The 25,555-nt window shown below is 58.8% G+C and carries 24 protein-coding genes and 1 tRNA gene; 9 read left to right on the top strand and 16 right to left on the bottom strand.

What is annotated here, in order from left to right:
- Nucleotides 1–15: 15 nt before the first annotated feature.
- Nucleotides 16–687 carry a transcriptional repressor LexA gene (lexA, locus tag MPZ60_RS15190; RefSeq protein ID WP_034358608.1) on the bottom strand — a complete coding sequence of 224 codons (672 nt, stop codon included), beginning with the start codon at nt 685–687 and terminating at the stop codon, nt 16–18.
- A gap of 82 nt (nt 688–769) precedes the next feature.
- On the opposite strand from lexA, the gene MPZ60_RS15185 reads away from it, so the two are divergent.
- Nucleotides 770–1,753 carry an asparaginase gene (locus MPZ60_RS15185; protein WP_080746239.1) on the top strand — a complete coding sequence of 328 codons (984 nt, stop codon included), beginning with the start codon at nt 770–772 and terminating at the stop codon, nt 1,751–1,753.
- A 274-nt stretch (nt 1,754–2,027) separates the two neighbouring features.
- Here the strand turns inward: MPZ60_RS15185 and adk are convergent, their stop codons facing one another.
- The 6 genes from adk to MPZ60_RS15155 all read right to left on the bottom strand — a co-directional run bounded on the left by adk (nt 2,028) and on the right by MPZ60_RS15155 (nt 7,772).
- Nucleotides 2,028–2,684 (bottom strand): adenylate kinase, encoded by a 657-nt coding sequence (gene adk / locus MPZ60_RS15180; RefSeq protein WP_003062884.1) that lies wholly within the window; start codon nt 2,682–2,684, stop codon nt 2,028–2,030.
- Between the two features lie 389 nt (nt 2,685–3,073).
- The gene (gene kdsB / locus MPZ60_RS15175; protein WP_034358284.1) at nt 3,074–3,850 is read right to left on the bottom strand and encodes a 3-deoxy-manno-octulosonate cytidylyltransferase; all 777 of its coding nucleotides are present in this window, start codon (nt 3,848–3,850) and stop codon (nt 3,074–3,076) included.
- A 3-nt stretch (nt 3,851–3,853) separates the two neighbouring features.
- The gene (locus tag MPZ60_RS15170) at nt 3,854–4,045 is read right to left on the bottom strand and encodes a Trm112 family protein (protein WP_003054006.1); all 192 of its coding nucleotides are present in this window, start codon (nt 4,043–4,045) and stop codon (nt 3,854–3,856) included.
- A 96-nt stretch (nt 4,046–4,141) separates the two neighbouring features.
- On the bottom strand, nt 4,142–5,185 hold the full coding sequence (gene lpxK, locus MPZ60_RS15165) for a tetraacyldisaccharide 4'-kinase (protein ID WP_034358282.1): 1,044 nt from the start codon (nt 5,183–5,185) through the stop codon (nt 4,142–4,144).
- A 95-nt stretch (nt 5,186–5,280) separates the two neighbouring features.
- Nucleotides 5,281–6,690 carry a GntP family permease gene (locus tag MPZ60_RS15160; protein WP_034358606.1) on the bottom strand — a complete coding sequence of 470 codons (1,410 nt, stop codon included), beginning with the start codon at nt 6,688–6,690 and terminating at the stop codon, nt 5,281–5,283.
- A 179-nt stretch (nt 6,691–6,869) separates the two neighbouring features.
- Entirely contained in the window at nt 6,870–7,772 is a 903-nt protein-coding gene (locus tag MPZ60_RS15155) for a LysR family transcriptional regulator (RefSeq protein WP_034358280.1), read from the bottom strand.
- Nucleotides 7,773–7,802: 30 nt separating this feature from the next.
- Here MPZ60_RS15155 and MPZ60_RS15150 point away from each other — a divergent pair, with 30 nt between their 5' ends.
- Together MPZ60_RS15150 and dkgB are read left to right on the top strand one after the other, a co-directional pair.
- Nucleotides 7,803–8,051, top strand: a complete 249-nt coding sequence (locus MPZ60_RS15150; protein ID WP_131324715.1) for a hypothetical protein — start codon at nt 7,803–7,805, stop codon at nt 8,049–8,051.
- A 147-nt stretch (nt 8,052–8,198) separates the two neighbouring features.
- On the top strand, nt 8,199–9,005 hold the full coding sequence (gene dkgB, locus MPZ60_RS15145) for a 2,5-didehydrogluconate reductase DkgB (RefSeq protein WP_242882046.1): 807 nt from the start codon (nt 8,199–8,201) through the stop codon (nt 9,003–9,005).
- A gap of 21 nt (nt 9,006–9,026) precedes the next feature.
- On the opposite strand, the gene MPZ60_RS15140 is transcribed toward dkgB, so the two are convergent.
- On the bottom strand, nt 9,027–9,869 hold the full coding sequence (locus tag MPZ60_RS15140) for a CHAD domain-containing protein (protein ID WP_034358276.1): 843 nt from the start codon (nt 9,867–9,869) through the stop codon (nt 9,027–9,029).
- A 206-nt stretch (nt 9,870–10,075) separates the two neighbouring features.
- Complete coding sequence (locus MPZ60_RS15135; RefSeq protein ID WP_034358274.1) at nt 10,076–10,492, bottom strand: hypothetical protein; 417 nt, start codon at nt 10,490–10,492, stop codon at nt 10,076–10,078.
- Between the two features lie 189 nt (nt 10,493–10,681).
- On the opposite strand from MPZ60_RS15135, the gene MPZ60_RS15130 reads away from it, so the two are divergent.
- Nucleotides 10,682–11,131, top strand: a complete 450-nt coding sequence (locus MPZ60_RS15130; protein WP_034358272.1) for an SRPBCC family protein — start codon at nt 10,682–10,684, stop codon at nt 11,129–11,131.
- 146 nt (nt 11,132–11,277) lie between these two features.
- On the opposite strand, the gene MPZ60_RS15125 is transcribed toward MPZ60_RS15130, so the two are convergent.
- Nucleotides 11,278–11,354 (bottom strand) — tRNA-Val (locus MPZ60_RS15125).
- 176 nt (nt 11,355–11,530) lie between these two features.
- Here MPZ60_RS15125 and MPZ60_RS15120 point away from each other — a divergent pair.
- Nucleotides 11,531–12,451, top strand: a complete 921-nt coding sequence (locus MPZ60_RS15120) for a Dyp-type peroxidase (protein WP_034358269.1) — start codon at nt 11,531–11,533, stop codon at nt 12,449–12,451.
- A 75-nt stretch (nt 12,452–12,526) separates the two neighbouring features.
- Here MPZ60_RS15120 and MPZ60_RS15115 read toward each other — a convergent pair whose 3' ends face one another.
- Both MPZ60_RS15115 and MPZ60_RS15110 read right to left on the bottom strand, forming a co-directional pair.
- Nucleotides 12,527–12,958: a biopolymer transporter ExbD gene (locus MPZ60_RS15115; RefSeq protein WP_003054027.1), complete on the bottom strand. Its 432-nt coding sequence runs from the start codon at nt 12,956–12,958 to the stop codon at nt 12,527–12,529.
- A gap of 19 nt (nt 12,959–12,977) precedes the next feature.
- On the bottom strand, nt 12,978–13,610 hold the full coding sequence (locus tag MPZ60_RS15110) for a MotA/TolQ/ExbB proton channel family protein (RefSeq protein ID WP_034358265.1): 633 nt from the start codon (nt 13,608–13,610) through the stop codon (nt 12,978–12,980).
- A 450-nt stretch (nt 13,611–14,060) separates the two neighbouring features.
- Between MPZ60_RS15110 and xseA the strand changes: the two genes are divergently transcribed.
- The 4 genes from xseA to MPZ60_RS15090 all read left to right on the top strand — a co-directional run bounded on the left by xseA (nt 14,061) and on the right by MPZ60_RS15090 (nt 19,132).
- Nucleotides 14,061–15,398 carry an exodeoxyribonuclease VII large subunit gene (xseA, locus tag MPZ60_RS15105; protein WP_122974748.1) on the top strand — a complete coding sequence of 446 codons (1,338 nt, stop codon included), beginning with the start codon at nt 14,061–14,063 and terminating at the stop codon, nt 15,396–15,398.
- A 316-nt stretch (nt 15,399–15,714) separates the two neighbouring features.
- Nucleotides 15,715–16,302, top strand: a complete 588-nt coding sequence (locus tag MPZ60_RS15100) for a superoxide dismutase (protein ID WP_034358261.1) — start codon at nt 15,715–15,717, stop codon at nt 16,300–16,302.
- Between the two features lie 186 nt (nt 16,303–16,488).
- Complete coding sequence (locus MPZ60_RS15095) at nt 16,489–17,349, top strand: class III extradiol ring-cleavage dioxygenase (RefSeq protein ID WP_080746238.1); 861 nt, start codon at nt 16,489–16,491, stop codon at nt 17,347–17,349.
- 230 nt (nt 17,350–17,579) lie between these two features.
- Nucleotides 17,580–19,132 (top strand): IS3 family transposase gene (locus MPZ60_RS15090; RefSeq protein ID WP_228412727.1). Its coding sequence is split into 2 segments (ribosomal slippage): nt 17,580–18,030 and nt 18,030–19,132, totalling 1,554 coding nucleotides; the frame shifts between segments, so codons are not numbered across the junction.
- 12 nt (nt 19,133–19,144) lie between these two features.
- Here the strand turns inward: MPZ60_RS15090 and MPZ60_RS15085 are convergent.
- The 4 genes from MPZ60_RS15085 to MPZ60_RS15075 form a co-directional block, all read right to left on the bottom strand.
- Nucleotides 19,145–19,597, bottom strand: a complete 453-nt coding sequence (locus MPZ60_RS15085) for a hypothetical protein (RefSeq protein WP_242882047.1) — start codon at nt 19,595–19,597, stop codon at nt 19,145–19,147.
- Nucleotides 19,594–19,776 (bottom strand): hypothetical protein, encoded by a 183-nt coding sequence (locus MPZ60_RS25250; RefSeq protein WP_122974428.1) that lies wholly within the window; start codon nt 19,774–19,776, stop codon nt 19,594–19,596. Before MPZ60_RS25250 ends, MPZ60_RS15085 begins: the two co-directional genes overlap by 4 nt.
- Nucleotides 19,777–20,200: 424 nt before the next feature.
- A complete protein-coding gene (locus tag MPZ60_RS15080; RefSeq protein ID WP_034358257.1) occupies nt 20,201–23,578 on the bottom strand; it encodes an EAL domain-containing protein in 3,378 nt (1,125 codons plus the stop codon).
- Between the two features lie 1,140 nt (nt 23,579–24,718).
- The gene (locus MPZ60_RS15075) at nt 24,719–25,012 is read right to left on the bottom strand and encodes an H-NS histone family protein (RefSeq protein WP_080746236.1); all 294 of its coding nucleotides are present in this window, start codon (nt 25,010–25,012) and stop codon (nt 24,719–24,721) included.
- Nucleotides 25,013–25,555: the final 543 nt, after the last annotated feature.

Below are 25,555 nucleotides of genomic sequence, written 5' to 3'. Positions count from 1 at the left end.
GGACGCCGTCGCCCGTTACATGAACATGCTGTTGCGGATAAGGCCTACGGCCAGGCCTTCGATGGCGAATGGCTCTTCAGGATCGACGTGAATGATCTTGTAGTCGGGGTTCTCGGGCAGCAGCTCGATGCCCTGAGGCGTGCGCTTGAAGCGCTTGACGGTCACGTCGTCACCGAGGCGGGCCACCACAATCTGGCCGTTGCGCGCTTCATGCGTAGCCTGTACCGCCAGCAGGTCGCCGTCCATGATGCCCGCGTCACGCATGGACATGCCGCGGACCTTGAGCAGGTAATCAGGCTTGGCGGCAAACAGGCTGGGCTCGACCGAATAGCTTTGATCGATATGTTCCTGGGCCAGAATAGGCGAGCCGGCAGCGACGCGGCCGACCAGGGGAAGCACCAGCGGGGCCAGGGCCGTGAGCGGCAGCGCAAAGCTGGTGCCGCGTGCCGCATTGATGGTGCGCACGGTATCGGCGCGCAGGCGAATGCCGCGCGATGTGCCGCTGACCAGATCTATGACGCCCTTGCGGGCCAGTGCCTGCAAATGCTCTTCTGCAGCATTGGCCGACTTGAAGCCAAAGGTGCTGGCAATCTCGGCCCGGGTAGGGGGCGCACCCGTGCGAGCGATGCTGGACTGGATGAGGTCCAGAATCTGCTGCTGGCGGGGAGTGAGCTTGGGGTGGTCCATGGGCATTCCTTGATCGATCGATGATGAATACTGTGTGTTCATCCAGTACCTGTATTTTTAATCAGTTTGAAGAGGACTGCAAGTGGAACGTGACAAAAATATCGTCATCCTGGGCACCGGTGGCACGATTGCCGGTGTCGCCGAGCAGGCTGGCACCAGTGTGGGCTACCGTGCGGCCCAGCTGGGCGTGGCTCAGATGCTGCAGGCCGTGCCGGACCTGGAACGCGTTGCTGCTGCGTCGCTGCAGACGGAGCAGCTGGCGCAGCTGGACAGCAAGGATATGGATCACGCGACCTGGCATGCACTCGCGCTGCGATGTGCCGAGTTGCTCGCGCGTGATGATGTAAGCGGCATCGTCATTACCCACGGCACGGACACGCTGGAGGAAACCGCCTGGTTTCTGCAATGTGTTCTGCGCCCGGCAAAGCCCGTGGTGTTGACCTGTGCCATGCGCCCGGCCACAGCCATCTCGGCCGATGGCCCCGGCAATCTGCGCGATGCCGTGGCCTGTGCGGCCGATACGCAAGCTGCTGGCCGCGGTGTGCTTGCCGTGGTGGCGGGCCGGGTGTTCAGTGCGCGCCAGGTGCGCAAGGTGCATCCTTACCGTGTGGATGCCTTTGATGGCAGTGGCACCGGCCCGCAGGGCTGGGTGGAAGAGGGACGGGTGCGCTGGGCAACGGGCGGGCTGCCTAGGGCTGCTGCGGCTGGCTTGCCTGCAATCGCTTTACCGCCCGCAGGTCAATGGCCCCAGGTGGAGTTGCTGCACAGCCATGCGGGCTGCAACAGTGCCGTGGCGCTGGCGGTGATGCAGGCCTGGCATGCGGCAGGCGTGCGTGCCGTGGTGGTGGTGGGCACGGGAAATGGCACGGTCCATCAGGCATTGGGGGCAGCCCTGGACTGGGCGCAGGTGCAGAGCATGGCTTTGCGCATCACGACCCGGTGCGAGGAGGGGCAGGTGGTGCAGGCCGAGAGAGCGGGGGATGGCCATGTGAGCAGCCTACCTGCGGCCAAGGCCAGAATCAGCCTGATGCTGGAGCTGATGGGTTGGCCTCGCGAATTGGGTTGATGCTCTTATTCTGAGAGCTTCTATCCTGCGTGTTACCTAGAATTTATGATGTTTTTTATCTAAAAACTAATGATTATGAGCGCAGATGGCTATGAATATTGATGGCGCCAACTCCACCTTGGTGCAGTTTGCCCGCATCGGATGGACTCCGGCCGAACGGCAGGGAGCCTGAGGTTCGAGAATAAAAAAGGCCGGTGAAGACACCGGCCTTTTTGCCCAGAGATGCCCGACCGCCAAAAGTCGGCAAGGCGCCATGAGCGAGTGAACAGTGCGATCAGGAAGCCAGAGCGGCCAAAGCGCGTTCGGTGATCTCTTCAACGCTGCCTGTGCCGCTGATGGCGCGGTACTTGGGCGCCGCTGCTGCATCGGCCTTGGCCCAGTTGCTGTAGTAGTCCACCAGAGGACGTGTCTGGCTGCTGTAGACGTCCAGGCGCTTCTTGACGGTTTCTTCCTTGTCGTCTTCGCGCTGAACCAGGTCTTCACCGGTCACGTCGTCCTTGCCTTCCACCTTGGGGGGGTTGAACTTGACGTGGTAGGTGCGGCCCGAGGCGGGGTGGCTGCGGCGGCCGCTCATGCGTTCGATGATGGCGTCGAAGGGCACATCGATTTCCAGCACATAGTCCAGCTTCACGCCGGCGGCCTTCATGGCATCGGCCTGGGGGATGGTGCGGGGGAAGCCGTCAAACAGGAAGCCCTTGGCGCAGTCGGGCTGAGCAATGCGTTCCTTGACCAGGTTGATGATCAGATCGTCGCTGACCAGCTGGCCGGCGTCCATCACGGCCTTGGCTTGCAGACCCAGAGGGGTGCCAGCCTTGACGGCGGCGCGCAGCATGTCGCCCGTGGAGATTTGAGGGATACCGTACTTTTGGCAAATAAAGGCCGCCTGAGTGCCTTTGCCGGCGCCGGGTGCACCCAACAAAATCAGTTTCATGGAAATCCTTGAGGAGAGTAGAAATTCTTGCTGGCCCAGGCAGACGGGTGGTCGTCCGTAGTCCCCGGGCCGTATTTTTTCGCGGGCAAGGATAGCACGCACAAGACCAACACAGGCTTACACAATTCAGTCAAGGCTGTCACAAGTGCGGCCAATTGAAGGCATGTATCCGCTGCAAACGCGATTGCTGTAGTTGTAATCCAGGTGCCGAAGCCGTTACATATGCTATTCGGACTATGCGGAAAGTATAGCGATCAGCGCTTTCCTGGACTGGCCCAGGGCCCTTTGGGGTGGCGCGCGCGGACTGGGCAGCTGCCGGCTTGATGCGTGAGCGGCCCCGGATGAAGACAGCCTGCGGACTGGTGTCGCCAAAGTGCGCAGGTCTTTTTTCAACCAGCAAAAACAGCGCGCACACGCTCCAGGTCTTCGGGCGTGTCAACGCCGGCACCCGGTGCATCAGGCGTGATATGCACGGCAATGCGGTGGCCGTGCCAGAGGGCGCGCAGCTGCTCCAGCTGCTCCATGGCTTCGGTGGGGGCGGGCGCGAGTTGCGGGAACTCGCGCAGAAAACCGGCCTTGTAGCTGTAGATGCCAATATGGCGCAGCGGTGTGAAACCTGTGTGACCGGTCCTGGGGGCCGCCGTCTGCCACCAGGCTTCATCGCCGTGGTCGCGTGAGCAGGGGATGGGTGCGCGGCTGAAATAGCTGGCCAGACCCTTGGCGTCACAGACAACCTTCACCACATTCGGGTTGCGGTAATCCGTCAGGCTATCAATAGGATGAGCCGCCGTGCCCATGCTGGCTTCGGGACGGGCCAGCAGCAGTTGCGCCACAGCCTCGATCAGCTTGGGGTCGATCAGCGGCTCGTCGCCCTGCACATTGACGACCACATCGTCACCGGACAGGCCCAGTTGCGCACAGGCTTCGGCCAGACGGTCGCTGCCGCTTGGATGATCCTTGCGGGTCAGGATGGCCTGGACGCCATGCTGGGCGCAGGCCGCCACAATGCTCTCGTCGTCGGCCGCCACCACGCAGCGGGCTGCGCCGGCCAGAGCCGCGCGCTGGGCCACGCGCACCACCATGGGCAGGCCGGCAATATCAGCCAGGGGCTTGCCGGGCAGACGGGTCGAGGATAGGCGGGCCGGGATCAGTACCGTATAGCTCATGGCTTATTGCTTTTCTTCTTCCAGCTCGTCGTCGGACAGGGTGCGGGCTTCGTTTTCCAGCAGCACCGGGATGCCGTCGCGCACGGGATAGGCCAGACGCGCGCTGTGGCTGATCAGCTCCTGATGCTCGCGGTCAAAGCGCAGCGGGCCCTTGGTGACGGGGCAGACCAGCAGTTCGAGAAGTTTGGCGTCCATGGAGTATTCCTGCAAAACGGGATGAGGGCGCCAGCAGTGAACTGGCGCTGCAAAAAGAGGTGATCAAACGTCGTTGATCCATAGGCTCAATGATAGTCAGGCTGGCTTGCCATCGCGGCGAATATTGGCGTTGGCCTTGGCCAGCTGCGCATCCAGCAGCTCCCAGAAGGCCTGCGGCAGCTGCAGCTTAAGGGGCACGGCCCAGGCTTCAGGATGGCTGCGCCAGAGCTTGACGGCATCTTTTTCGGTGCAAATCAAGGGTTTGTCATTTTCCAGCGTGCGCGAGAAGCTCTCGAAATCATAGTGATCGGGCAGGGCCTGGGTTGCTGCCGGAGTGATGCCCTGGGCGGCCAGCATGGCAAAAAAGGACTCGGGGCGTGCCACGGCGGCCACGGCCTCCGGGCTCTGAGCGGCCAGACTGCGCAGCGGGATGCTCTGGCCATGGCCATTGTGGGCGGTGTCGGCCAGGCTGCGCTGCAGCGCGAACGCCGGTGAAGAGCCCAGTGGCCGGGGCGGCTGGCCGGCATGTAGTGTGGCCGTCACCGGGCGAGGCCAGGGCTCGCGCAACGGGCCTGCGGGCAGCAGAAAGCCGTTGCCGACTCCTTCATCATTGAAGACGCACAGCTCCACATCGCGTGCCAGCGCCAGATGTTGCAGGCCGTCGTCGCTTACGATCACGTCGACCTGCGGGTAGCGCTGGCGCAGCGCTTGCGCCGCCTCCAGGCGCCTGGAGGCGACAAAGACCGGCACGCCGGTGCTGCGCGCAAGCAGGGCGGGCTCGTCGCCGACCTCGCTGGCGGGGCTGTCCGGCAGAGCCTCACGGCAATCCTGCCCTTTCTCTATGCTGCGGCCATAGCCGCGCGAGATGATGGCCGGCTGCCAGCCCCTGGCCTTGAGGTGGGCCACCACGGCCTGAGTCACGGGGGTCTTGCCCGCGCCGCCCGCAATCACATTGCCGACGACGATGACTGGCAGACCCGTGCTTTGCTGGTGGCCGAGCATGCGCTTGGCGTTCCAGGCCTGCAGCACTCCATAGAGTAGCGATAGCGGCCACAGCAGCCAGGCACCCGCTCCACGCTGGCGCCAGAGGGCGCGCAAGCCATGTTGCGAGGAGGATGCTTGGACGGTGTTTTGAGGCATAGGGGTTGGGATCATACGGGCGCGGCCGGAGTTCCCGCCGCCAGCGGGCCTGCGTGATGCGCAAATACCTGGGTCCTTATCCCGGGAGCCTGAGGTCAGAAGCTGCCAAACAGGCTGCCCAGCGCCACGATGACGGCAAGGGCAGCGACGGCCGGGACGATGGCCACCATGGCAATGTCCAGATAGGACTGGCGATGTGTGAGCCGGCAGATGCCCAGCAGGGTGATGACGGCGCCGTTGTGCGGCAAGGTGTCCAGCCCGCCCGTGGCGACGGCCGTGACGCGGTGCAGCAACTGGGGCGACAGGCCTGCAGCCTCGCCCATCTGCAGCCAGGTGCTGCCCAGGGTCTGCAGGGCAATGCTCATGCCGCCCGAGGCCGAGCCGGTGATGCCGGCCAGAACATTGATGGCGATCGACATCGAGATCAGCGGGTTGTCCGGGTAGATATTCAGCACCGCATCGCGTATCAGCGTGAAGCCTGCCAGCGAGGCTATGACCGCTCCATAACCGACCTGGGAGGCTGTGTTCAGCAGCGGCAGGGCCGAGGCGCTGGCTCCTTCGTCGAGCAGTTGCTTGAGCTGTGGCAGGCGGCCCCACCACAGGGCAACCAGCAGGCAGATTGCCGCGGTCAGGGCCGAAATCACGGCCCAGATGCCGCGCAGCGCCTCGATGCTGGTGGCGCCGAAACGGGCTTCGGCCAGATAGCGCGTGTCCAACCCTGCAAGCACATGCACCGATAAAAGATAGTTCAGAGCGATCACCACGGCAACAGGCAGCAAGGCCTTGCCCAGCTCCAGATGGCTGGGGGCGGCCTCTGCTTCTGGAGCAGGTTCGTCCGCCGGCTGCTGGGCTTCATCCTCGGCGGTAAAGCCTTCGCCTCTGGCGCGCGCCCGCGCGCTGCGCCAGTGCAGCCACCACAGGCCGAGCATCAGCATCACGGCTGCGGCGATCAGGCCCAGTCCCGGCGCGGCAAACGGCGTGGTGCCGAAATAGGGCATGGGAATCGCGTTCTGGATGGCCGGCGTGCCGGGCAGCGCCGTCATGGTGAAGGTAAAGGCTCCCAGCGCAATCGTGGCCGGCATGAGGCGGCGCGGGATGTCGGCACGCCGGAAAAGCGCCTGGGCGATGGGGTACACCGCAAAGGCCACGACAAACAGGGAAACACCGCCGTAGGTGAGAACGGCGCAGGCCAGCACCACGGCGAGTATGGCGCGCCGCTCGCCCAGTGCTGCCGCAATGCCCTGGGCAATGATGTGAGCTGCCCCCGAGGCTTCCATCAGCTTGCCGAAGACTGCGCCCAGCAAGAACAGCGGAAAGTAGGCGATGACAAAGCCGCCAAGGCTGAGCATGAAGATCTGGGTGTAGCTGGCCAGCATCAGCTCCGGTGCACCGAAGGCCACGGCCAGCAGGGCTGTCAGTGGTGCCAGCAGCAGCACGCTGACGCCGCGATAGGCCAAAGTGATGAGCAGACCGAGTGAAAGAACGATGCCCAAAATGCTGATCACATGCACCTCCCTAAGCAAACCGTTCAGTCACGGCGTTCAAGTCAAAAGCAGCGCAGCCCGTGCCGGGGCTGCGGCGGTACAGTCTCGCTGCAAGTGCTGCGCTGCAGGCCCATTGCGCAGCGTCATCGCGACACAGGTATGACAGCCGCCATCGTCTTTGATTCGCCGGCTTGCGCCGCTCAGGTCCCGAAGGGACGGCTGCCCAGCGTTTCCACCACATGGTCCACAAAGCAGGTGATGCGCGCCGCCAGTGCGGTGTTTCGATAGTAGACCGCATTGACGGGCTGGCAGATGTCCAGTGTCTGCTTGCCAAACAACTGCACCAGATTTCCTTGCTCGCGGTCTGCGCGGGTCATGAAGTCCGACAGGCAGACTATGCCCAGGCCGGCCAGCGCCATTTGCCGGAGTGTCTCGCCACTGGAGGAGGCAATGTCCGGGCGAATGCGCACGGCGTTGCCGTCGGCGTCGCGCAGCGGCCAGTCGTTGAGCGACTCGGGCTGGGTAAAGCCCAGCAGGCTGTGCTGGGCGAGCTGTGTCGGACTGGCGGGCATGCCGCGGCGCTTGAGATAGGCCGGGCTGGCCAGCACGCGAATGCGACTGATGCCCACAGGGCGGGCGTGCAGCGTGGAGTCCTTGAGCACGCCGATGCGAAATGCTACGTCGGTGCGCCTTTCGAGCAGGTCGATGATGCCTTCGTTGGAGTTCAGCTCCAGCTCCACCTCGGGGTAGCGCGTACGAAATCCCTCAATCAGCGGCACCAGCACATGCAGCATGAAAGGGGTGGCTGCATCGACACGCAATCTTCCCGCCGGCCGCATGCGCCGCGCCGCCATCAGCTCCTCCGCTTCGTCCACCGATGCAAGAATGGCACGGGCATGCTGCAAGAAGGTGGCGCCTTCCTCAGTGAGTTCCAGACGTCTGGTGGTGCGGCGCAGCAGCGTGGTCTGCAGCTTTTCTTCCAGACGCCCCAGCGTGCGGCTGGTAGCCGAAATTGTCAGGCCCAGCAGCTCCGAAGCTGCGGTGATGGACCCCGTGTCCACGACGGCCACAAAGGCCTGCAATTCATCGAGCGTGGTCTTCATTGTTGAATTCAGTTCAAGAAAATTGAGGAGATGCCAGGCTTGATTTGCAAATATCAACCGAGTGCATCGCCCTGGGAGCTCGTCTGTGGCTCTGTTTGCCCCGGTCACCGGCGCATTGCCGAATTCACCTTGGTGGAACGACTGTTGGTGATTGCCGATGGCACCCAAGCCAGCATTCCCGCGGCGGGCATGGCAGCCATGTCTGGTGGGGCACGTGTTGCTATCAAAGATGATGAAGACTGGTCACTGCTGGCGCAAGATTCGAGTTTTTATATTTGATTTTATTTCAAAAGAATTTGTGAAATACAGGGCTTAATCTACAAATATGGGTTGGGCAAACTTCAGGCATCGGAAAAGCCTGGCCTGATAGCAGACATGCAAGCTCAGGACTGGCTGCCGTCTTCAATCTCATTCAGGAGTTATTTCATGAGCCATATTCCTTCCTTCGGCGTCGGTACCTTCCGCCTCTCCGGTCAGACCGTGATCGATTCCGTGCGTAATGCACTCGATGTGGGTTACCGCGCTGTCGACACGGCTCAGATCTATGGCAACGAAGCCGAAGTCGGTCAGGCGATTGCCGAGAGCGGCGTGGCACGTGGCGATCTGTTCGTCACGACCAAGATCTGGACCGATAACTACAGCCGCGCCAAGCTGATCCCCAGCCTGCAAGACAGCCTGAAGAAGCTGCGTACCGACTATGTGGACCTGACCCTGATCCACTGGCCCGCACCCGGCAACGGCGTGGAGCTGTCCGAGTACATGGAGGCGCTGGCCGAGGCCAAGGCCAAGGGCCTGACCCGCCAGATCGGTATCTCCAACTTCAACATCGAACTGACCAAGCAGGCCATCGCCGCTGTGGGTAGGGACCAGATCGCCACCAACCAGATCGAGCTGAGCCCCTATCTGCGAGGCTGGAAGTTGACGAGCTTCCTCAAGGAGCAGGGCATTCAGGTCACTTCGTACATGACACTGGCCTACGGCAAGGTGCTCAAGGACCCGGTGCTGGCGCAGATCGCGGCCAAGCACAGCGCCACGGTGGCGCAGGTGGCCCTGGCCTGGGCGCTGCAGCTGGGCTATGCGGTGATTCCGTCGTCCACCAAGCGCGAGAACCTGGCCAGCAACCTGCTGGCGCGCGACCTCAAGCTGGATGCCGAAGACATGGCGCTGATCGCTGCGCTGGAGCGAAATGGGCGAGAAGTCAGCCCTGATGGCCTGGCTCCTGTGTGGGACTGATACTGGTGCCGTATTAGGCCCTTAACCGGGCCGCTTGGGCTGCCAATCCTGCCGCAGCGAGCAGGCCAGAGTATTCTGGCGACGTTTGCGTTTTCTCTTGAGCCAGCGTTCTAGCTTTTTCGCTTGATCCGGTGTGGAGATCAGGCGCAGGTTCTGGCGTAGCAGGCTTTCGCTGGCGGCAAGATCATTCAGCTCTCCGAGAGGTTGCTGGATTTTCTTGAGGCGTTTGAGCAGACGGTGATGATCTTTGGGCAGCAGAGGTTCGAACAGCTCCAGCAGATAACGAGTTTTCTTGCCAGCTTTTCTGACATCGTGAAATGCTTCGATATCTGGCTTGTTCGCTGTTATCGCCCGCTTGATGCGTTGGTGCAACTGCCGCCTGGACTTTGCGATCCGTGCTTCGGCAAGTGCTCCCAATCGCAGCTGGCGAGGCTTGGCGCGCAATCTTGCCTCTGTTTGTGTCAGAGTTTTCAGCAGGCATGTCTGTATATGCGGAGGCGACAGGATTTCTCTGCCAGCCTGCAAGGCTGCCTCGCGAGCGACGTATATTGCGGCAATGCCGGCTGCACTGCATTTGTCATGACGGCTTAGCAGCTCGATCAGAATGTCGTAATCGCGGGCCTTGCCTGCTGCGCCGGCAATCGATTTCAGGCAGCCGCGCTGCCGTGCATATTCCTCGGCGCCCATCAGGGGGCGGTAGAGCCACCATAGTGTCAGCAGGTTGCGCAGCGCAACGCGCAATTGATGAATTCCCTCGGCGGCGGGCTCTCGGGCTATGTGCCGGGCCTGTTCGACTGCCGAGTCGACAAGCGGGGATGCGATAGCTGAAAACGCCACTGCGGCGTCTGGTTTGCCTTTGCCCATACGAACTCCCGGGGCAGTTTTCATGAGGCTGAGACAAGCTTGCGACTAGCAAATCGATGCTTCGGTCCGCATTGCTCTCGCTGCTGTTTGCCACAGTGTGCCATGTTCCGTGCCCTATGTCCGTGGGCAGCTTCTGAATCGCGGCGGGAGCGTTCAGGCCGGTGACTGGCTTGGGCAGTGATGAGTCTGAAGGCCGGGCTTGGCTGCTACAGGTTGGCAACGAACACGGGCAGGCTCAAGGCTGCTTCTGCATCAGGGCTGTTCGGCCCAGTCTTGCCCCAGTCTGCATTGAGCCAGTCTTTCTTGACGATATGTTCTGGGATGGCGGCGAGCTCTGCAGAGGGGTCAATGGCGCAGCCGAAAGGCAGCCGGCCATGTGTGCTGGAGACAAGACTGAAGCGTAGCTGCCTCGTCTGTGCGTCATGCCAGCAATAGAAAAGCATGGATGAATTTCCGCTCAATTTCTCTCGCCTGGCTGTCATGACCTGGTTGATGAAATCGACAAGAGCTGCAGCGCTGAGGCCCAGGGACTCGTCATCGCACGGAGAAAAGCACCACAGATTGGACGATGCCTCGTGGTTGATGTCGGCGGCATCGATGACGACCTCGTCATCGCGCGCCATGGACAGTCATCTGCCTAAAGCCGGCGAATCCTTCACCGGGTTCTGTGAATGTCGAGCCGGACCGGTCAATGGAGCTTTCTGTAGTGGTGCTTGTTTCGACGCAGCGGTTGATGAGCGCATCCTCGAGAAGCTGGTAGCCAGTCATTGTGATGAGAGCTAAGCTTGCGGCCTCTACCTCAGGAGTCTCGCATGCCACAGACCATTCGACTGCACCGTGTGATCAAAGCTCCGCCCGAACGCGTCTATCGGGCCTTCACGACCCCAGAAGCCATGGTCAAGTGGCTGCCGCCCCATGGTTTCGCGGCGCAGGTGCATGAATTTGACGCCCGTGTGGGCGGCCGCTATCGCATGAGCTTCATCAATTTTTCCGCCAACAGTCAAAACAGCTTTGGCGGCGAGTTTCTGGAGCTGGTGCCGGGCCAGCGCATACGCCATACCGACCGCTTCGAGGACCCGAATCTGCCGGGTGAAATGATTACCACCGTGAACTTGAAAGCCGTGTTTTGCGGCACCGAGCTGCATGTGGTGCAGGAGGGCGTTCCCGACGTGATTCCCGAGCAGGCCTGCTATCTGGGCTGGCAGGAGTCGCTGCAGCTGCTTGCCCTCCTGGTGGAGCCGAGCATCCCTGACGGAGCGTGAAAACGACGCAGAGAGCGACATTGACGGCCGGAGGTCAATGCATGGCGTGATCCATGCGTCGGCGTTCCAAGAGATGAGTAGAAACAAAAAAGCCCGCTTTGCAGCGGGCTGTCTTGCTTGCAAGCTCTGGTTTTGCTTGCGATGTTTGGTAGGCGCGATTGGACTCGAACCAACGACCCCCACCATGTCAAGGTGGTGCTCTAACCAGCTGAGCTACGCGCCTGTCGTCGATGGGATGAATTCTAGCAGCGGAAAAATGGTGGTTTGGGCAAAGTCGCGACTTTTTTGCGCCTGAGGCTGAATTTTTTCAAATCTGGCAAGCGGCTCAAGGCTTGGCGGGGCGCTGCTGATTCGCTACTAAACTTTGATGTGTTTTCCAACCATTGAATCGGCAACCCCATGACAAAAGCACAAGCAGGCATTCTGGCGTCTCTTCCTGAACAGGGGCGCTATGTTTTCTTCACCCTGGCCGGTGCAGGTGCAGATTTGCAGAACAGTCTGAAGAAATTGCAGACCAGTGTTGACGGTCAGCAGGTAGTGGCGGGTCTGGGCCTGCAGGTGCTGCAGCAGCTGGACAAGAAACTGCCGCTGATGCGCGAGTTCCCGCACCTCAAGGGCCCGCAGTTCGAAGCACCCAGCACACCTTATGCGCTGTGCCTGTGGCTGCGCGGCGATCAACGCGGTGAGCTGATCGCTCTGACGGCCAAGCTGACCAACTTGCTGGCGCCGGTCTTCAAGCGTGATCACATCGTGGATGCCTTTGTGCACCAGCGTTCGGACAACGGTCACGGCCGTGATCTGACCGGTTATGAAGACGGCACCGAGAACCCCGAGGACGATGAGGCCGTGGCAGCCGGCATTGCGGCAGAGCAGGGGCCAGGAATGGACGGCTGCAGCTACTGGGCCTTGCAGCAGTGGGAACATGACTACTCGGCCTTTGGCGGCATGAGCACCACGGAGCAGGACCATGCCGTGGGTCGTCGCCGCAGCGACAACGAGGAGCTGGACGATGCCCCTGAATCGGCCCATGTCAAGCGCACGGCGCAGGAGAGCTTTGAGCCGGAAGCCTTTGTGGTGCGACGCTCAATGCCCTGGTGGAGCGTCAGCCCGCAGGGCAGTGATCGCAGCGGCTTGATGTTCTCCGCCTTTGGCTGCAGCTTTGACGCTTTCGAGGCTCAGATGCGCCGCATGCTGGGCATGGATGACGGCATCAGCGATGGACTGTTCCGCTTTTCCAGGCCGCTGACGGGCTGCTATTTCTGGTGTCCGCCGGTTTCTGGCGGCAAGCTGGATCTGACGGTGCTGGGACTCCAGGCCTGAGAAATGGCATGGGTGCAAAGAAAAACGGGCCATCTGGCCCGTTTTTTCATGTGCTGCCCATTCCCCGAGGGGCTCCTAGTTGGCCTTGCCTGCGCTGGCCGAGGTCTGGGTGGCAAACGTGATCTGCGACAGTCCCGCGTGGCGGGCCGCTTCCATGACGGTCACCACCGACTGGTGCGGGGAGTTGGCATCGGCACTGATGATGACCACGCTGTCATTGCCCGCTGTTGCCGCACCGGACAGGGCGGCGGCAACAGAGGAGACGCTGCGGTCATCCACGCCTTGCTTGTTGACGGAGTAGCGGCCATCAGCGGAGACGCCGACGATGATTTCCTTGGGGCGATCGCGTTGCTGCTCGGTGTCGGCCACGGGCAAGGTTAGCTGCAGCTCGGTGAACTTGCTGTAAGTGGTGGAGAGCATCAAAAAGATCAGCACCACCAGCAGCACGTCGATGAAGGCGATCAGATTGATCTCGGGCTCATCGCGGTGACGAGGACGGAAGTTCATGATGGATGCGTTCCGCTTCTTACTTGGCAGGCTTGAGGCGACCCAGATGGCGCACGAACTGCTCGGACGCCAGTTCCATGCCCAGCAGATAGCCGTCCACACGGCCGCGGAAATAGCGCCAGAAGATCAGCGACGGAATGGCCACCATCAGGCCGAATGCCGTGTTGTAGAGCGCAATCGAGATGCCATGGGCGAGCTGGGCGGGGTTGCCGGCGCCGGAGCTGGCTCCGGGCTGGGAGCCGAAAATCTCGATCATGCCGATCACCGTGCCCAACAGGCCCAGCAGTGGCGCGGCCGAGGCAATGGTGGCCAGGGCGCTCAAATACTTTTCCAGCTTGTGAGCGGCGGCGCGGCCCGCGCCCTCCATGGCCGAGCGCAGCTCTTCCTCGCTGCTTTCGGGATGTGCCTGGCGGGTACGCAGACCAGTTGCCAGAACCTCACCCAATACCGAGCTTTGGGCCAGTTGCTGGGTGGTTTCAGCGCTGGGCAGGTGCTTGGTGGAGACCGAAATCGCTTCATTGAGCAGATTGGTCGGCGCGACCTTGCTGGCTTTCAGCGAGGCAAAGCGCTCAAAAATCAGGGCCAGGGCCAAAATCGAGCAGGCAATCAAAGGCCAGATAGGCCATCCTGCGGCTTGTATGATCGACAGCAACGTTGCTCTCCCTCGTCGTTCAGAAATTGCAGCCGACGATTATGACCCACTGCCGTGCCGCTGCGACCCGTTTTTACAGGCCTCGTACGGCAGGCTTGAGCCAGCGCAGCAAGATCGTGCGGCAGCGCTTGAAGCGCACGGAGCTTGGAGCGGTAGAGCGGGCACAAAGTGCTTGCGATTCTTTGCGAATGCTTTCGCGTATATCACAGAAATCTGTGGATAACTTTGTGATCTAGTTGCTATGCCGGTCGGTTATCTGCTTCGCTTTAAAGGCTTGTTACGAGTTTGACACCTGTGTGAAGCCTTATAAGTTGTTTTAAATCAATAAGATGGATGATGTTCCTCATGTGTTGTTTAGGATTTTTCTGGCTTTGTCGCCGACAGGGCTGGACGCCGACATCTGTGGAGAATCCGGCCCGCGTAAGACCTCGCTGACACCGCATGAATTCAATGTTTGAACGTCCAAACTCAGCAGCCACGCCGCATGTGTGGGAAGTTGGCGCGCTATGCCACGCCATTGGCGATGCCTTGCAGGCGCGCTTCAATCCGGTGGCCGTGCGCGGCGAGCTCAGTGGCTTTTCGCGTGCTGCCAGCGGGCATTGCTATTTCAACCTCAAGGACGCGAGCGGGCAGATTCGCTGTGCCATGTTCCGTCGTGCGGCCGAGCAGGTCGGTTTCTCGCCACGTGATGGCGAGCTGGTCGAAGTCAGAGGGCGTCTAGGCGTCTACGAGCAGCGTGGCGATCTGCAACTGGTGGTGGAGAGCATGCAGCGAGCCGGACAGGGGGCCTTGTTCGAGCAGTTTCTGCGCCTCAAGGCCCGGCTGGAGTCCGAGGGACTGTTCGACCCTGCGCGCAAGAGGCCGCTGCCGCCTTTGCCGCGCGGTATTGGCCTGGTCACTTCCCTGGGGGCGGCAGCCTTGCACGATGTGGTGACGGCTTTGCGCCGCCGCGTGCCGCATATCCCGGTGGTAATTGTTCCTGCCCTGGTACAGGGGGCCCAGGCGCCGCAGTCGCTTGTGCAGGCGCTATCAAAACTGTATCGCCTGGCGCAAGAGGGAAATGAGGCAAGCGGCGATTTTCGTGTTGAATCTGCACGGCAGCCGGTGATAGACACCATCTTGCTGGTGCGCGGTGGCGGCTCGCTGGAAGACCTGTGGGCCTTTAACGACGAACAACTGGCGCGCACCATTGTGCAAAGCCCGGTGCCGCTGATCAGCGGCGTGGGTCACGAAACCGACTTCACCATTGCCGACTTTTGCGCCGACCTGCGCGCGCCCACGCCTACGGCTGCGGCCGAGTTGGCAGCCCAGCCGCGCGAGGTCTGGCTGGGTGCGCTGGCTCTGGCCCAGGACCGCATGGACAACGCGGTGCAGCGTGTGTTGGACCGCCAGGCCCAGCGCCTGGATATCGCTGCACAGCGTTTGGGGCGGCCCAGCGAGCAGTTGGCGCGCAACCAGCTGCAGCTCAGCCGTCAGGCCCAGCGCCTGCGCCACTCCATGCTATTGAAGTTGCAGCGACTTGCGCAGAACCAGCAAGCGCTACAGGTCAATTTCCCCAATATCTTCCAGCGCAATCTGGAGCAGCAAAAGCAAGCGCTTGATCGTATCGACCTGCGCTTGCAACTGCTGGATCCGCGCCTGGTGCTGCAGCGCGGCTATGCCTTGCTGACGGATGAGCAGGGAAGGGCTGTGACCCAGGTCAGGCAGGCCGTTCCGGGAGCGGCGTTGAAGGCTCAGTTGTCGGACGGGGTGGTGGATGTGGTGGTCACTCAGCCGCGCCTGCTTTGATGCTCGCCAGCCACAAGCTGGCCGCAAAACACCTGCACGCTAACCGGGTTCTTCATCAGAACTCTTTTGCAATCGGCGCAGGCAATGCAACAGGGGCCAGTGTTCATGCGCTGTAAGCCGTGAGCGCATGCTTTTGGCTGCGTGCGCAATAGTCCTGATGAGTGGCGCGCAGCCACTCAGTTCTTTCTACAATGGTTCGGTTAGTGCAATACTTGACGTCTGTAGTACAGCAATGTGCCGGCCGGCACAGCGGTCACCGCTCAGGCGCCTTGGCACTGGACGGCCCCCAAAAATTTCAACCACGAGGAAAACCATCATGGAACGCACTCTGCCCCCCCTGCCATACGCTATCGATGCACTGGCTCCGTTCGGTTACAGCCAGGAAACTCTGGAATTCCACCATGGCAAGCACCATAACGCCTATGTGGTGAACCTGAACAACCTGCAAAAGGGCACCGAATTCGAAAACATGGATCTGGAAGAAGTCGTCAAGAAGTCTTCCGGCGGCATCTACAACAACGCTGCCCAGATCTGGAACCACACTTTCTTCTGGAACTGCATGACCCCCAACGGCGGAGCAGAACCTACAGGCGCTCTGGCTGATGCCATCAACAAGAAGTGGGGCTCTTACGCCGAGTTCAAGAAGGCTTTCGTGGCTTCCGCTGTCGGCAACTTCGGTTCCGGCTGGACCTGGCTGGTGAAGAAGGCCGACGGTTCCGTGGACATCGTCAACATGGGCGCTGCCGGTACCCCCCTGACCACCGCCGACAAGGCGCTGCTGACCGTGGACGTGTGGGAACACGCTTACTACATCGACTACCGCAACCTGCGTCCCAAGTTTGTCGAAACCTTCCTGGAAAAGCTGGTGAACTGGAAGTTCGCCGAAGCCAACTTCGCTGCCTGATCACGGCAATGCGGCATCAGGTCTGCGGCTGCACGGTTCGGACCTGATCGTTGGCAAAAAACCTCCGTAAGGAGGTTTTTTTATGCCTGTCTGCTAAGAATGAGGAGCTTTAGGTCTCTAGTTTTGATGGGAAAAGCGCAGGCAGCTATGTTTTTGATGACCTGTTGATACATGGGAGAGACTGGCATGGAAGAGCGTGAAGGCCTGAGCAGGCAGGCGGTTTCCGGGTTGATGGAGGCAGGCGCTCGCATGCCCGTGTACTTTCTCTGCCATGGCGCCGGCCCCTGGCCCTGGGTGCCGGAGATGCACGACTGGCATGCGCTGATGGCCGAGGGCTTGCGCAATATTCCGCGCCAACTGGCGCGCAGGCCCCGGGCCGTATTGCTGATCTCCGCCCATTGGGAGGAGCCGGTTTTCACCGTGCAGAGTGCCGCCCATCCTGGCATGCTGTATGACTATGGCGGCTTTCCGCCGCACACCTATAACCTGCATTACCGTGCGCCCGGCTCGTCTGAGGTGGCAGGCAGGGTGCAGCAGTTGCTGGCGCAGGCTGGAGAGGACGTGCGGGCTGACGACCAGCGCGGCTACGACCATGGCATGTTTGTGCCCATGGCTGTGATCTATCCGCAGGCCGATGTGCCCGTGCTTCAGCTCAGCCTGCGCAGCAATCTGAATGCTGCAGAACACCTGGCCGTGGGCCGTGCGCTGGCCCCGTTACGTGACGAGGGAGTTCTCATCATTGGCAGCGGCTCCAGCTATCACAATATGCGTAGCTTCGGCCCCGTGGGGCGGGCGCCTTCCAAGCTGTTTGACGATTGGTTGGCCGAGACGCTGATGCAGATGACACCTGCCGCGCGCAGCCAGCGGCTGGCCGATTGGGATCGGGCCCCCGGCGCGCGTATGGCCCATCCGCGGGAGGAGCATCTGCTGCCGCTGATGGTGGTGGTGGGGGCGGCCGAGCAGGACCTGGCCCGCCGCGTTTACTTTGAAGAGGCCTTCATGGACTCGGCCACGCTGTCCAGTTACTGCTTTCAGGCCGGGGCGTAGCTCAGAGCCCCGCTCATTCCTGCTCGTCCAGTGGTCCATTCAAAAATTCTTCTCTGTCATCGTCAATCGAGTCGGCGGACGCTTGAAGATAGGCTGAGAAGCTGGGGGCAATCCAGCAGATCTGGTCGGGGTCGTGCACATAGGCAATGATCCCCCCGCTGTCAGAATAGTTGGAACCTCTACAGATGTTAGAGTTTGAATATCCAACCTGGGGCAGAGAGAAGGTTCCCATGAAGTATTCCCCCGAGCGGCGCGAAGCCATCTTGGCCAAGCTGGAAGCGCCGTATAACCGTACCGTCAATGATCTGGCTGGCGAGGAAGGTATCTCAGCTGCCACGATATACAACTGGCGAAAGCAAGCCCGTAGCACGGGCCGATTGCTTCCAAACGCCTCCCCCACCACGGAAGGCTGGACCTCGGCGCAGAAGTTCAATGCGGTACTGGAAACCGCTGCGTTGACCGAAGAAGAGCTGTCCGAGTACTGCCGTCGCCGTGGTCTATATCCTGAGCAGATTCGTCGCTGGCGCGCCAGTTGTGAACAGGCCAATGATCGGTCTGACCAAGCCGCCGCACGGCAATCAGAAGCGACCAAGGCCGAGCGCAAACGCATACGGGAGCTAGAGCGGGAGTTGCGTCGCAAGGACGCCGCCTTGGCTGAAACGGCAGCATTGCTGGCGCTGCGAAAAAAAGTCCAGGCGATCTGGGGGGACGAGGAAAAATGACCAATGCCACAGATCGCCGTCGGATTGTAGAGTTGGTCAACCAAGCCAGAGCGGCCGGTGCGCGCCTGCGTCATGCCTGTGGCGAGCTGGGAATCGGGCAGAACACCTACCGGCGTTGGTCGGCAGGTGGTGAAGACCAGCGGCCTCACGCGACACGGCCAAGGCCGGCTCATGCCCTGACGCACAAAGAACGCCAGGCGGTGCTGGATGTCTGCCACCGACCGCAGTTTGCCAGCTTGCCTCCGGCGCAGATTGTTGCGCGGCTGCTGGATGATGAGCAACGGTATCTTGCCTCGGAGTCGACCTTCTATCGCATCCTGCATGCGGCGGGAGAACAGCGCCGTCGTGGTCGCCAAGCCGCGCCCCAGCGCAAGGGCCCGCCACGGCGCCATCGTGCCGACCACGCCAACGCCGTGTGGAGCTGGGATGTGACTTATCTGCCGACCCGGGTTCGCGGCCAGTTCTTTTATCTGTACCTGATCGTCGACATCTACAGCCGCAAGATCGTGGGCCACGAAGTCTTTGAAGCCGAGAACATGGCCAACAGCGCGCAGGTCGTTCAACGAGCGGTACTGCGTGAGCAATGTGGTCACCGGCCGCTGGTCCTGCACGGCGATAACGGCTCGGCGATGAAGGGTTCGACCATCCATGCCAAGCTTGAAGAACTCGGCGTCACACCGTCGCACAGCCGTGCCCGCGTCTCGAACGATAACGCCTACTCTGAATCCTTGTTCCGTACCTGCAAATACCATCCCGCCTTCCCTGTGGCTGGCTTTGCCGACCTGACCGACGCCCGCAAGTGGGTGGGGCAATTCGTGTATTGGTACAACGAACAGCATCGCCATAGCGAGATCCGTTACGTCACGCCCGCTCAGCGCCACGCCGGCCAGGATCACGCCATTCTTGCCCGGCGCCATGCCCTTTATCAGATCGCTCGCGCTCAGCATCCTGCACGCTGGTCGGGCAATACTCGAAACTGGCAACCCGTAGGCAGCGTTTGGCTGAATCCAGAGAAGGAAACGACCGTTATCCATGTGCATAGTGAACTAGAAGCAGCATGACTCATGTTCCAACTACATTGACAGACGCCGGATCTGGCCGCGCTGTCCTTCAGGACCGGGATGATGATCGGCCATTAGCACGATGTCGCCATAGAAGCTGGCAAACGGCTGCCAGCCGGCGTGCCACCAGCGCCCGCTCAGGCGAGGGTCCTGGGACGCGGGGCCGGCCAGATCCCACATGCGCTGGGCCCGCTTTTCCATGCGGAGTGCCTGGGCCATGGCCTGCGGCGGCGTGAGAAGGTCCAGTGCATCCACAAAGCCTGGCCGCTGAAACAGGGGCTGGGTGCTGTCGGTGCTGCTGCCCGCAGTCAGGTGCCAGAATGCGGCAAGATCGGTATCCAGAGGCCCCAGCACGGCGGCCAAAGCGGCCAGATCCTGTTCGCTGGCCGGCGGCAAGGGGTGAAAGCGTAGCTGGAATGCAGCATACACAGCCTGCAAATGCGCAAGATATTGGTCAGGTGTCATGGTGGCAGGCGTAGTAGTCCGAGGTAAGTGAATTGGACAGCGAGGTCGGACTGACAGCGGTTGTTGGGGAATGACTGCTTGGGTACAAAGTGCGGCTCTTTAGATTTCCAGTGTAGTAAATCCGCGGTCTTTGCTTCATGCCAGCACTCCTTGCGCCAGAGGCAGTCATTGTGTTGCATTGTCCAGTTGAATCCACAGACGATAGTGATCAGCATGGCGCCACTGGCGTACTTACTTTTTTGCGTGGTGCGCATTTGAAGCGCTTCTTGTGTGCTTGGAATTCAGTCTGAGGCCGGAAGCAATAAGGTCGGCAGTTGCTTTTGGTTTCGACCTTTGAATATCATTTAAAGCAAATAGATGCCTGACGATTATAAGTTTGAAAAAATGCAAGCTCGTATGAAGTTGGCAGTGAGAATGTATTGAGCTATGAATGTGCGAAGCTCGGGGAAAAGGAGAGAGCCTTGCAACCGTGGGATTATTTCTCGCTATAGGTTAATTGGTTGTCGGCTGAATTTATTGAATTTGTTGGCATGAAATTTCAGGCCTATCTATGAGATTTATGAGTATTTTTTTGTTGGTAGGTGCGTGATTTCATGTAATTGGCTATCCCGAGAAAGATGATTTATCCCGTAATTGGCATTTTGTGAAATCTTCGGCCCATTGCTGGAAATCGCTGGAAGGCATAGGTTGGGCGATGTAGTAGCCTTGTGCGATATCACAGCCAAGATCCTTGAGCAGATCCCAGTGCTCTTTGGTCTCCACACCTTCGGCAACTGTCTTCCGTCCAAGATCATGTATGAGATCAATGGTGGAGCGCACAATCGTGGCAGAATCCCGATCGCGATGCATTGCAGAAACGAATGATTGGTCGATCTTGATGTAGTCTACTGGTAGTTTTTGTAGATAGCTCAATGAGGAGTACCCTGTTCCAAAATCATCCACATAAAGAGGAATCCCTGCATCGCTCATCTCACTCAGTGCTCGTAGAGCATATTCAGCATGCTCCATTACGGTGCTTTCCGTAATCTCGATTTCCAATAGTCCGGTTGACACAGAGCGCTCTGAATGCCATTGGCGATATTTGGCGAAAAGCTGCTCATCTCTGAAGTTTCGCGCGGAGAGATTGATTGCTATAGGAACAGCACAACCTTTTGCCTGCCAGCTCTGCAGCAGATCAAGGGCTGCGACAATGACCCATTCCGTCAAAGGCTTGATCAGGCCTGTTTGCTCAGCCAGGTCGATAAACAATCCGGGAGGAATTAGGCCTTTAAGTGGATGCATCCAGCGTACCAAGGCCTCTGCTCCACAGATTTGCTCGGAGGAAAAATCAACTTTTGGCTGTAAAAATAGTCGCAGCTGGTTGCCTGCAATGGCTCGCCGAAGTTCCCCTGCCATGGTCAAGCGTCCCGCTTGATTTTTCTGATGCGACGGGTCGAATACGCACTGGCTCAATCCGCGGGCCTTGGCTTGATGGGTGGCCTTTCCCATTTGACGCAATAGTTCATCGGCAGTTGTGCCGTGTTCGGGAAACAAAGCTATGCCAGCGCTTGCGCTGACATCCAATTCAATATCTGCGATCGGGAAAGGGCGGGAGATGTTTTTTTCCAATTCTTCGGCCAAGGCTACGGCGGAACCTCTATCCAGAGTGGGTGCTAATACTGCGAATTCGTCTCCGCGTAAACGCGCAATATGTGCAGAATCAGGAATGCTTTGCCTTAGGCGCTCTCCGAAGTCTCTAAGAATCTGGTCCCCATTAGAGAAACCTAGCACCTCGTTGATTTCTCGAAGGCGTTCAATATTGAATTGCAAAGCCGCGATTGGTTCTGGATGTGAAGAGCTTCCTTCAATTTTCGCAGTCAGAACTTCCCTGAATTCAATCGAATTGGGTAGTCCAGTCAAGGGATCATGGCGCAGCATATGATTCATCTCTGCTTGTACACGTAGTTGCTCTGAGCGTGTACGCAGAATGGAAATGCCAAAGGCTAGATCGTCCGCTGACTCGGTCAGCAATGCGATTTCATCTTCGCCGAACGCGTCTGGTTCGGTGTCATAAATGGATAGTGCACCAATGACTTCGCCCTCAACCAATAAAGGGCAAGATACACCTGATTTAAGTTCACCAAGCTTGTCGCTCCATCGAACATGGTTGGAATCTACGCGCATGTCTCGGACAAATTGAACCTTGCCGCTGCGAATTGCGCTAGATGTCAGGCTTTGGCCTAGCTCCGTATCGGCTGCTATGAGTCCTAGGCTGCGAAGTGCTTCTATACCGCCTGGATAATTGCACTCGGCCATCGGACGTAGTTGTTGATCTGGCTCGTTACCCGAATACCAGACGGCAGCCATGCCATAGCCTCCTGCAGCCACGATGGCTCTGCACATGTTTTCAAGCAGACTCTGTTCTTCGCTGGCACGTAGCATGGTGCGATTACCGGCGCTCAAGGTTCGCAGTCCGCGGCCAATATGCTCTAACTCATGCACTCGTTGTTCAAGTTCCCCATTGAGCGTCTGGATACGTTCTTCATAGTGCTTGCGCTCAGTAATATCGGTGCCCAATACGTAATAGCCAGCAACCGTTCCATCGGCTTGGTGTTTGGGAACATACTGAATAGTCTGCCAAACTCCTGGAAAGGGCTGCCAATCATATGTTTGCGGCTCTCCTGCGAGGACCTTGCCGATCAAGTCATTGGCAACAACATAGCGTTCCTCTCCGAGGATTTTTCTTACCGACTCACCCGTGATGTCTTCGCGGTCAGGTGCAAAGCACTCCCGGTACTGAGTGTTGACGTACTCGTAGTGCTGTTGTGCATTAACGTAGGCAATCAGCGCCGGAACGGCGCTGATGACGTTGTGCAAATGGCTTTGAATCTCATGCCATTGCAAAGTGCGTTGGTGCACGTCAGCTTCAAGTGACGCGTTTTGCTCACGGATGATCCGTTGTGCCTTTCGCTCCAAAGTAACGTCCCGAAAGACTAGTACAGCACCTCGTAGTTGGCCTTTGGAATCGCGGATGGGGGCGGCGCTATCAGAGATTGGACGTTCGGTGCCATCTCTGGCAATGATTGAGGTGTAGTCGGCAAGTACCTGCACTTCCCCGGTGGCTAACACCGTTGCTACAGGAATATGAGCAGGCTCGCGGGTCTGCTCATGAATGATATTGAATACTTCCCCGATAGAACGGCCTTGAGCCTCATTAATACTCCAGCCTGTGAGCTGTTCGGCCACTGAATTCATGCGAGTGATTCGCCCTTCAGTGTCTGTTGCGAGTACTGCATCGCCGATCGAGTGCAAGGTAGTCACAAGGCTTTCTTCATTGTCAGCCAGAGCACGCTGACTCGCTTCTGTTTCGCGCAATTGACGTCTTATCAGAAAATAGGAGGAACCCAATAGCAAGATAAGTGCCACAGCGACCAATGCTCCAGCCATCACCAGCTTATGACGCGCTTGCTTGTGCTCGGCCTCTTCCAGAGCGAGTCGCAGGCGCGCCTCGGTATCCATCTCGCTCAGCAATTCATAGGTGCGCAAACGCGTGGATGCAAGCGTAGTTGCGGCAGCAAATGCATTTGCTGCCTTCTGACCTTGGGTATTGCGCAATTTTTCAATTTGGCGTGCAGCTGCCATGCGCTGGTCAATGACTTTACGCAGCTCTGTCCAGCGACGTTGTTGATCTGGATTATCGATCGTTAGTTGCCGTATTTTTTCCAGCGAAAGCTCTCGCTCAGCCATCGCTGCATTTCGCTCGGCAATATGCTCGGCATTACCTGTCAGACGGAAATTTTGAGTGGTTAGTTCAGATTGGAGAGAATAGCCTCTGACGCGATCTATATTGTTGAGCAACTGGTGTGCATGTGTCACCATTTGGGCGGCTTTGGCTGCATCATTTGCAACTTCCCACGTCGATAGTGCCATCGCGATCACTACCAGCGCGGCTGTTCCAAATGCTGTGACAACCTTAGACTCGAAACTAGACCTCCGCACCATAGAACGCGCTCCTACGCTAGATGCAGGCCGCACAAGCCATTTTCACTTGCCGCTGGCCTAGGCTGACATCACCATCCATGCAAGGGATCCAGACACTCCGGATAGGAGGAGTGTGCAGGGTCCATCAACATGCAAACTGAGGTATACAAGCTCAAATATACAAACAATATGCGATTTGTTTCATTTGTTGTCATTGGTTCACATTGCCGGGGAGTTGAAATTTGCGAAATTCTGTGTGTCGGTTGCTCTTGACGCGTCTCTTTGCTAGTTCGGCAGAGCAATGTGATATTCAGTAGTCAGCAGATAAATAGCGTTCTTTTTCAGCGTTTTTGATACGATCAAGACGCATTACACAAATGCTGAATTCAATTTGCCGCGCATTTTTACGGTGGAGCCTCTAGAAGAGCTCGCTTTTTTCTTTTGAATTCTTGAGCCATATCAATTTGGAGAACGTTATAAAAACGCCCAGCTTTGATTGAAGACTGAGCAGTTTTCAGGAGTGGTGTTCGACTAGGGTTCGGCACACGAAAGCGAGCGAGGTGGCGAGGCTATCGCTGCATCCGGCTTCCTCCTGAGCGACTTGATCTTCTCGGGCTGGCCAAATGACTTGAAGTTTCTGGACTTGGGCCGAAAGCCCTGCTTGGACATGTGAGCAAGTCCCTTGTCGCAGCCCGCTGAATGTGGCTTCGCTCACGGCGTGGCTGTGAACCTATCAGCGGCATAGCTGTGAATGACAGGCGACGCTTACATTGAGCAGCTTGCTTGGGCACAGATGGATCGATACGGTACGGCACGGCACATCCGCAGGGAGACTGAAGACACATGGTGTGTCGTTCGAGTAGGGGCAGTACGAGCTGAGGGCTGAAAAGCTCTGGAAAATCAAAGGCAAGGCCGCCATCAGCATCAACGACCGGATTCTGCAATCCGGGCATGCTTCAAGGACTTTGAGATGGAAGCCCGGCGGCGGGAGTGCGCGGTTGGCGGCGATGCGAATCAGCGCGAATGTGGCGAATTGGCGATTTAAAACCGGGCCAAGAGCGAGGAGCCAGCCGAGGCAGTGTTGAAAGAATCGCCAATGGGCGAGCAAGAACGGTCGCTGCGGCAGTCGGGAGAAATAAAAAGTGGCCGCTAGGGCCACTTTCAAATCTCAAACTGAGAACGATCTTGATCTTTGATCCAGTTCGGAGGCTTTCCTCGACCGGACCAAGTCTGGCCTGTGGTTGGGTCACGATATTTTGGAGCCACAGAGCCAGCCTCGCGTTTTTGTTTTTGCTTGGCGGAAGGGAAGACATCATCCTGTGTCAGTCCGAAAGCCTCGATCAAGCCTTTGATTTTTTGCACCGCGTCTGCGACTTCAGTCTTGCGGGCGGCAGCAATCTGCTGCTCAAGAGCCTCGCGTTGTGCCAACAAATCCTTATAAGAATGTGTACTCATCTAAAAGAGGTCCTATGTAAAGTTATGAACCAGCACTAAAGGGATGCACCCATACATGAGATACGTCGTTTATGCAGTTGGTTCACTTTCAATCGAAAGTGGCCGCGTACATTGTGTCTTGGTTTGAGGTATGTCAACTCCAAAAGCTCAGGCGCACACAAAAAAATATGATGAGCTTTAGAGACAAGCAGGTACTGAAGCGTCTCGTACTGCACGACGTCTTGTTCAAAGGTATGGAGCGATTGGCTAGGTGTGACCAGAAGCCATCCTATTGAGTGCCCACAAAGCATTCGTTCGGCGCTCGCGGTAAGCCGACTTGAGCCGCTCAGTCAGAAGTGACCCATATGGTTTTGCAGGACTCCTGTTTAGCAGAAACCTACAGGGCAGCTAAAGGCCTGTTCTTGCCAGTGCTCCCGGTTGGAGGCCAACTGGTCAACGCATCCATCCAACGCCCCCATCGTCAACGGAGACTGGTCGATGGGTGATAAAACAACACATTCGAGGACGTGATCGCTTGCCAATTTGTCAGCCTTGGTGCCAAAG

This window comes from Comamonas sp. 7D-2 (assembly GCF_022749555.1).
Taxonomy (GTDB): domain Bacteria; phylum Pseudomonadota; class Gammaproteobacteria; order Burkholderiales; family Burkholderiaceae_C; genus Comamonas; species Comamonas thiooxydans.
Note: the sequence above shows the minus strand (reverse complement) of the source record. Positions and strands in the feature narration are given on the sequence as shown.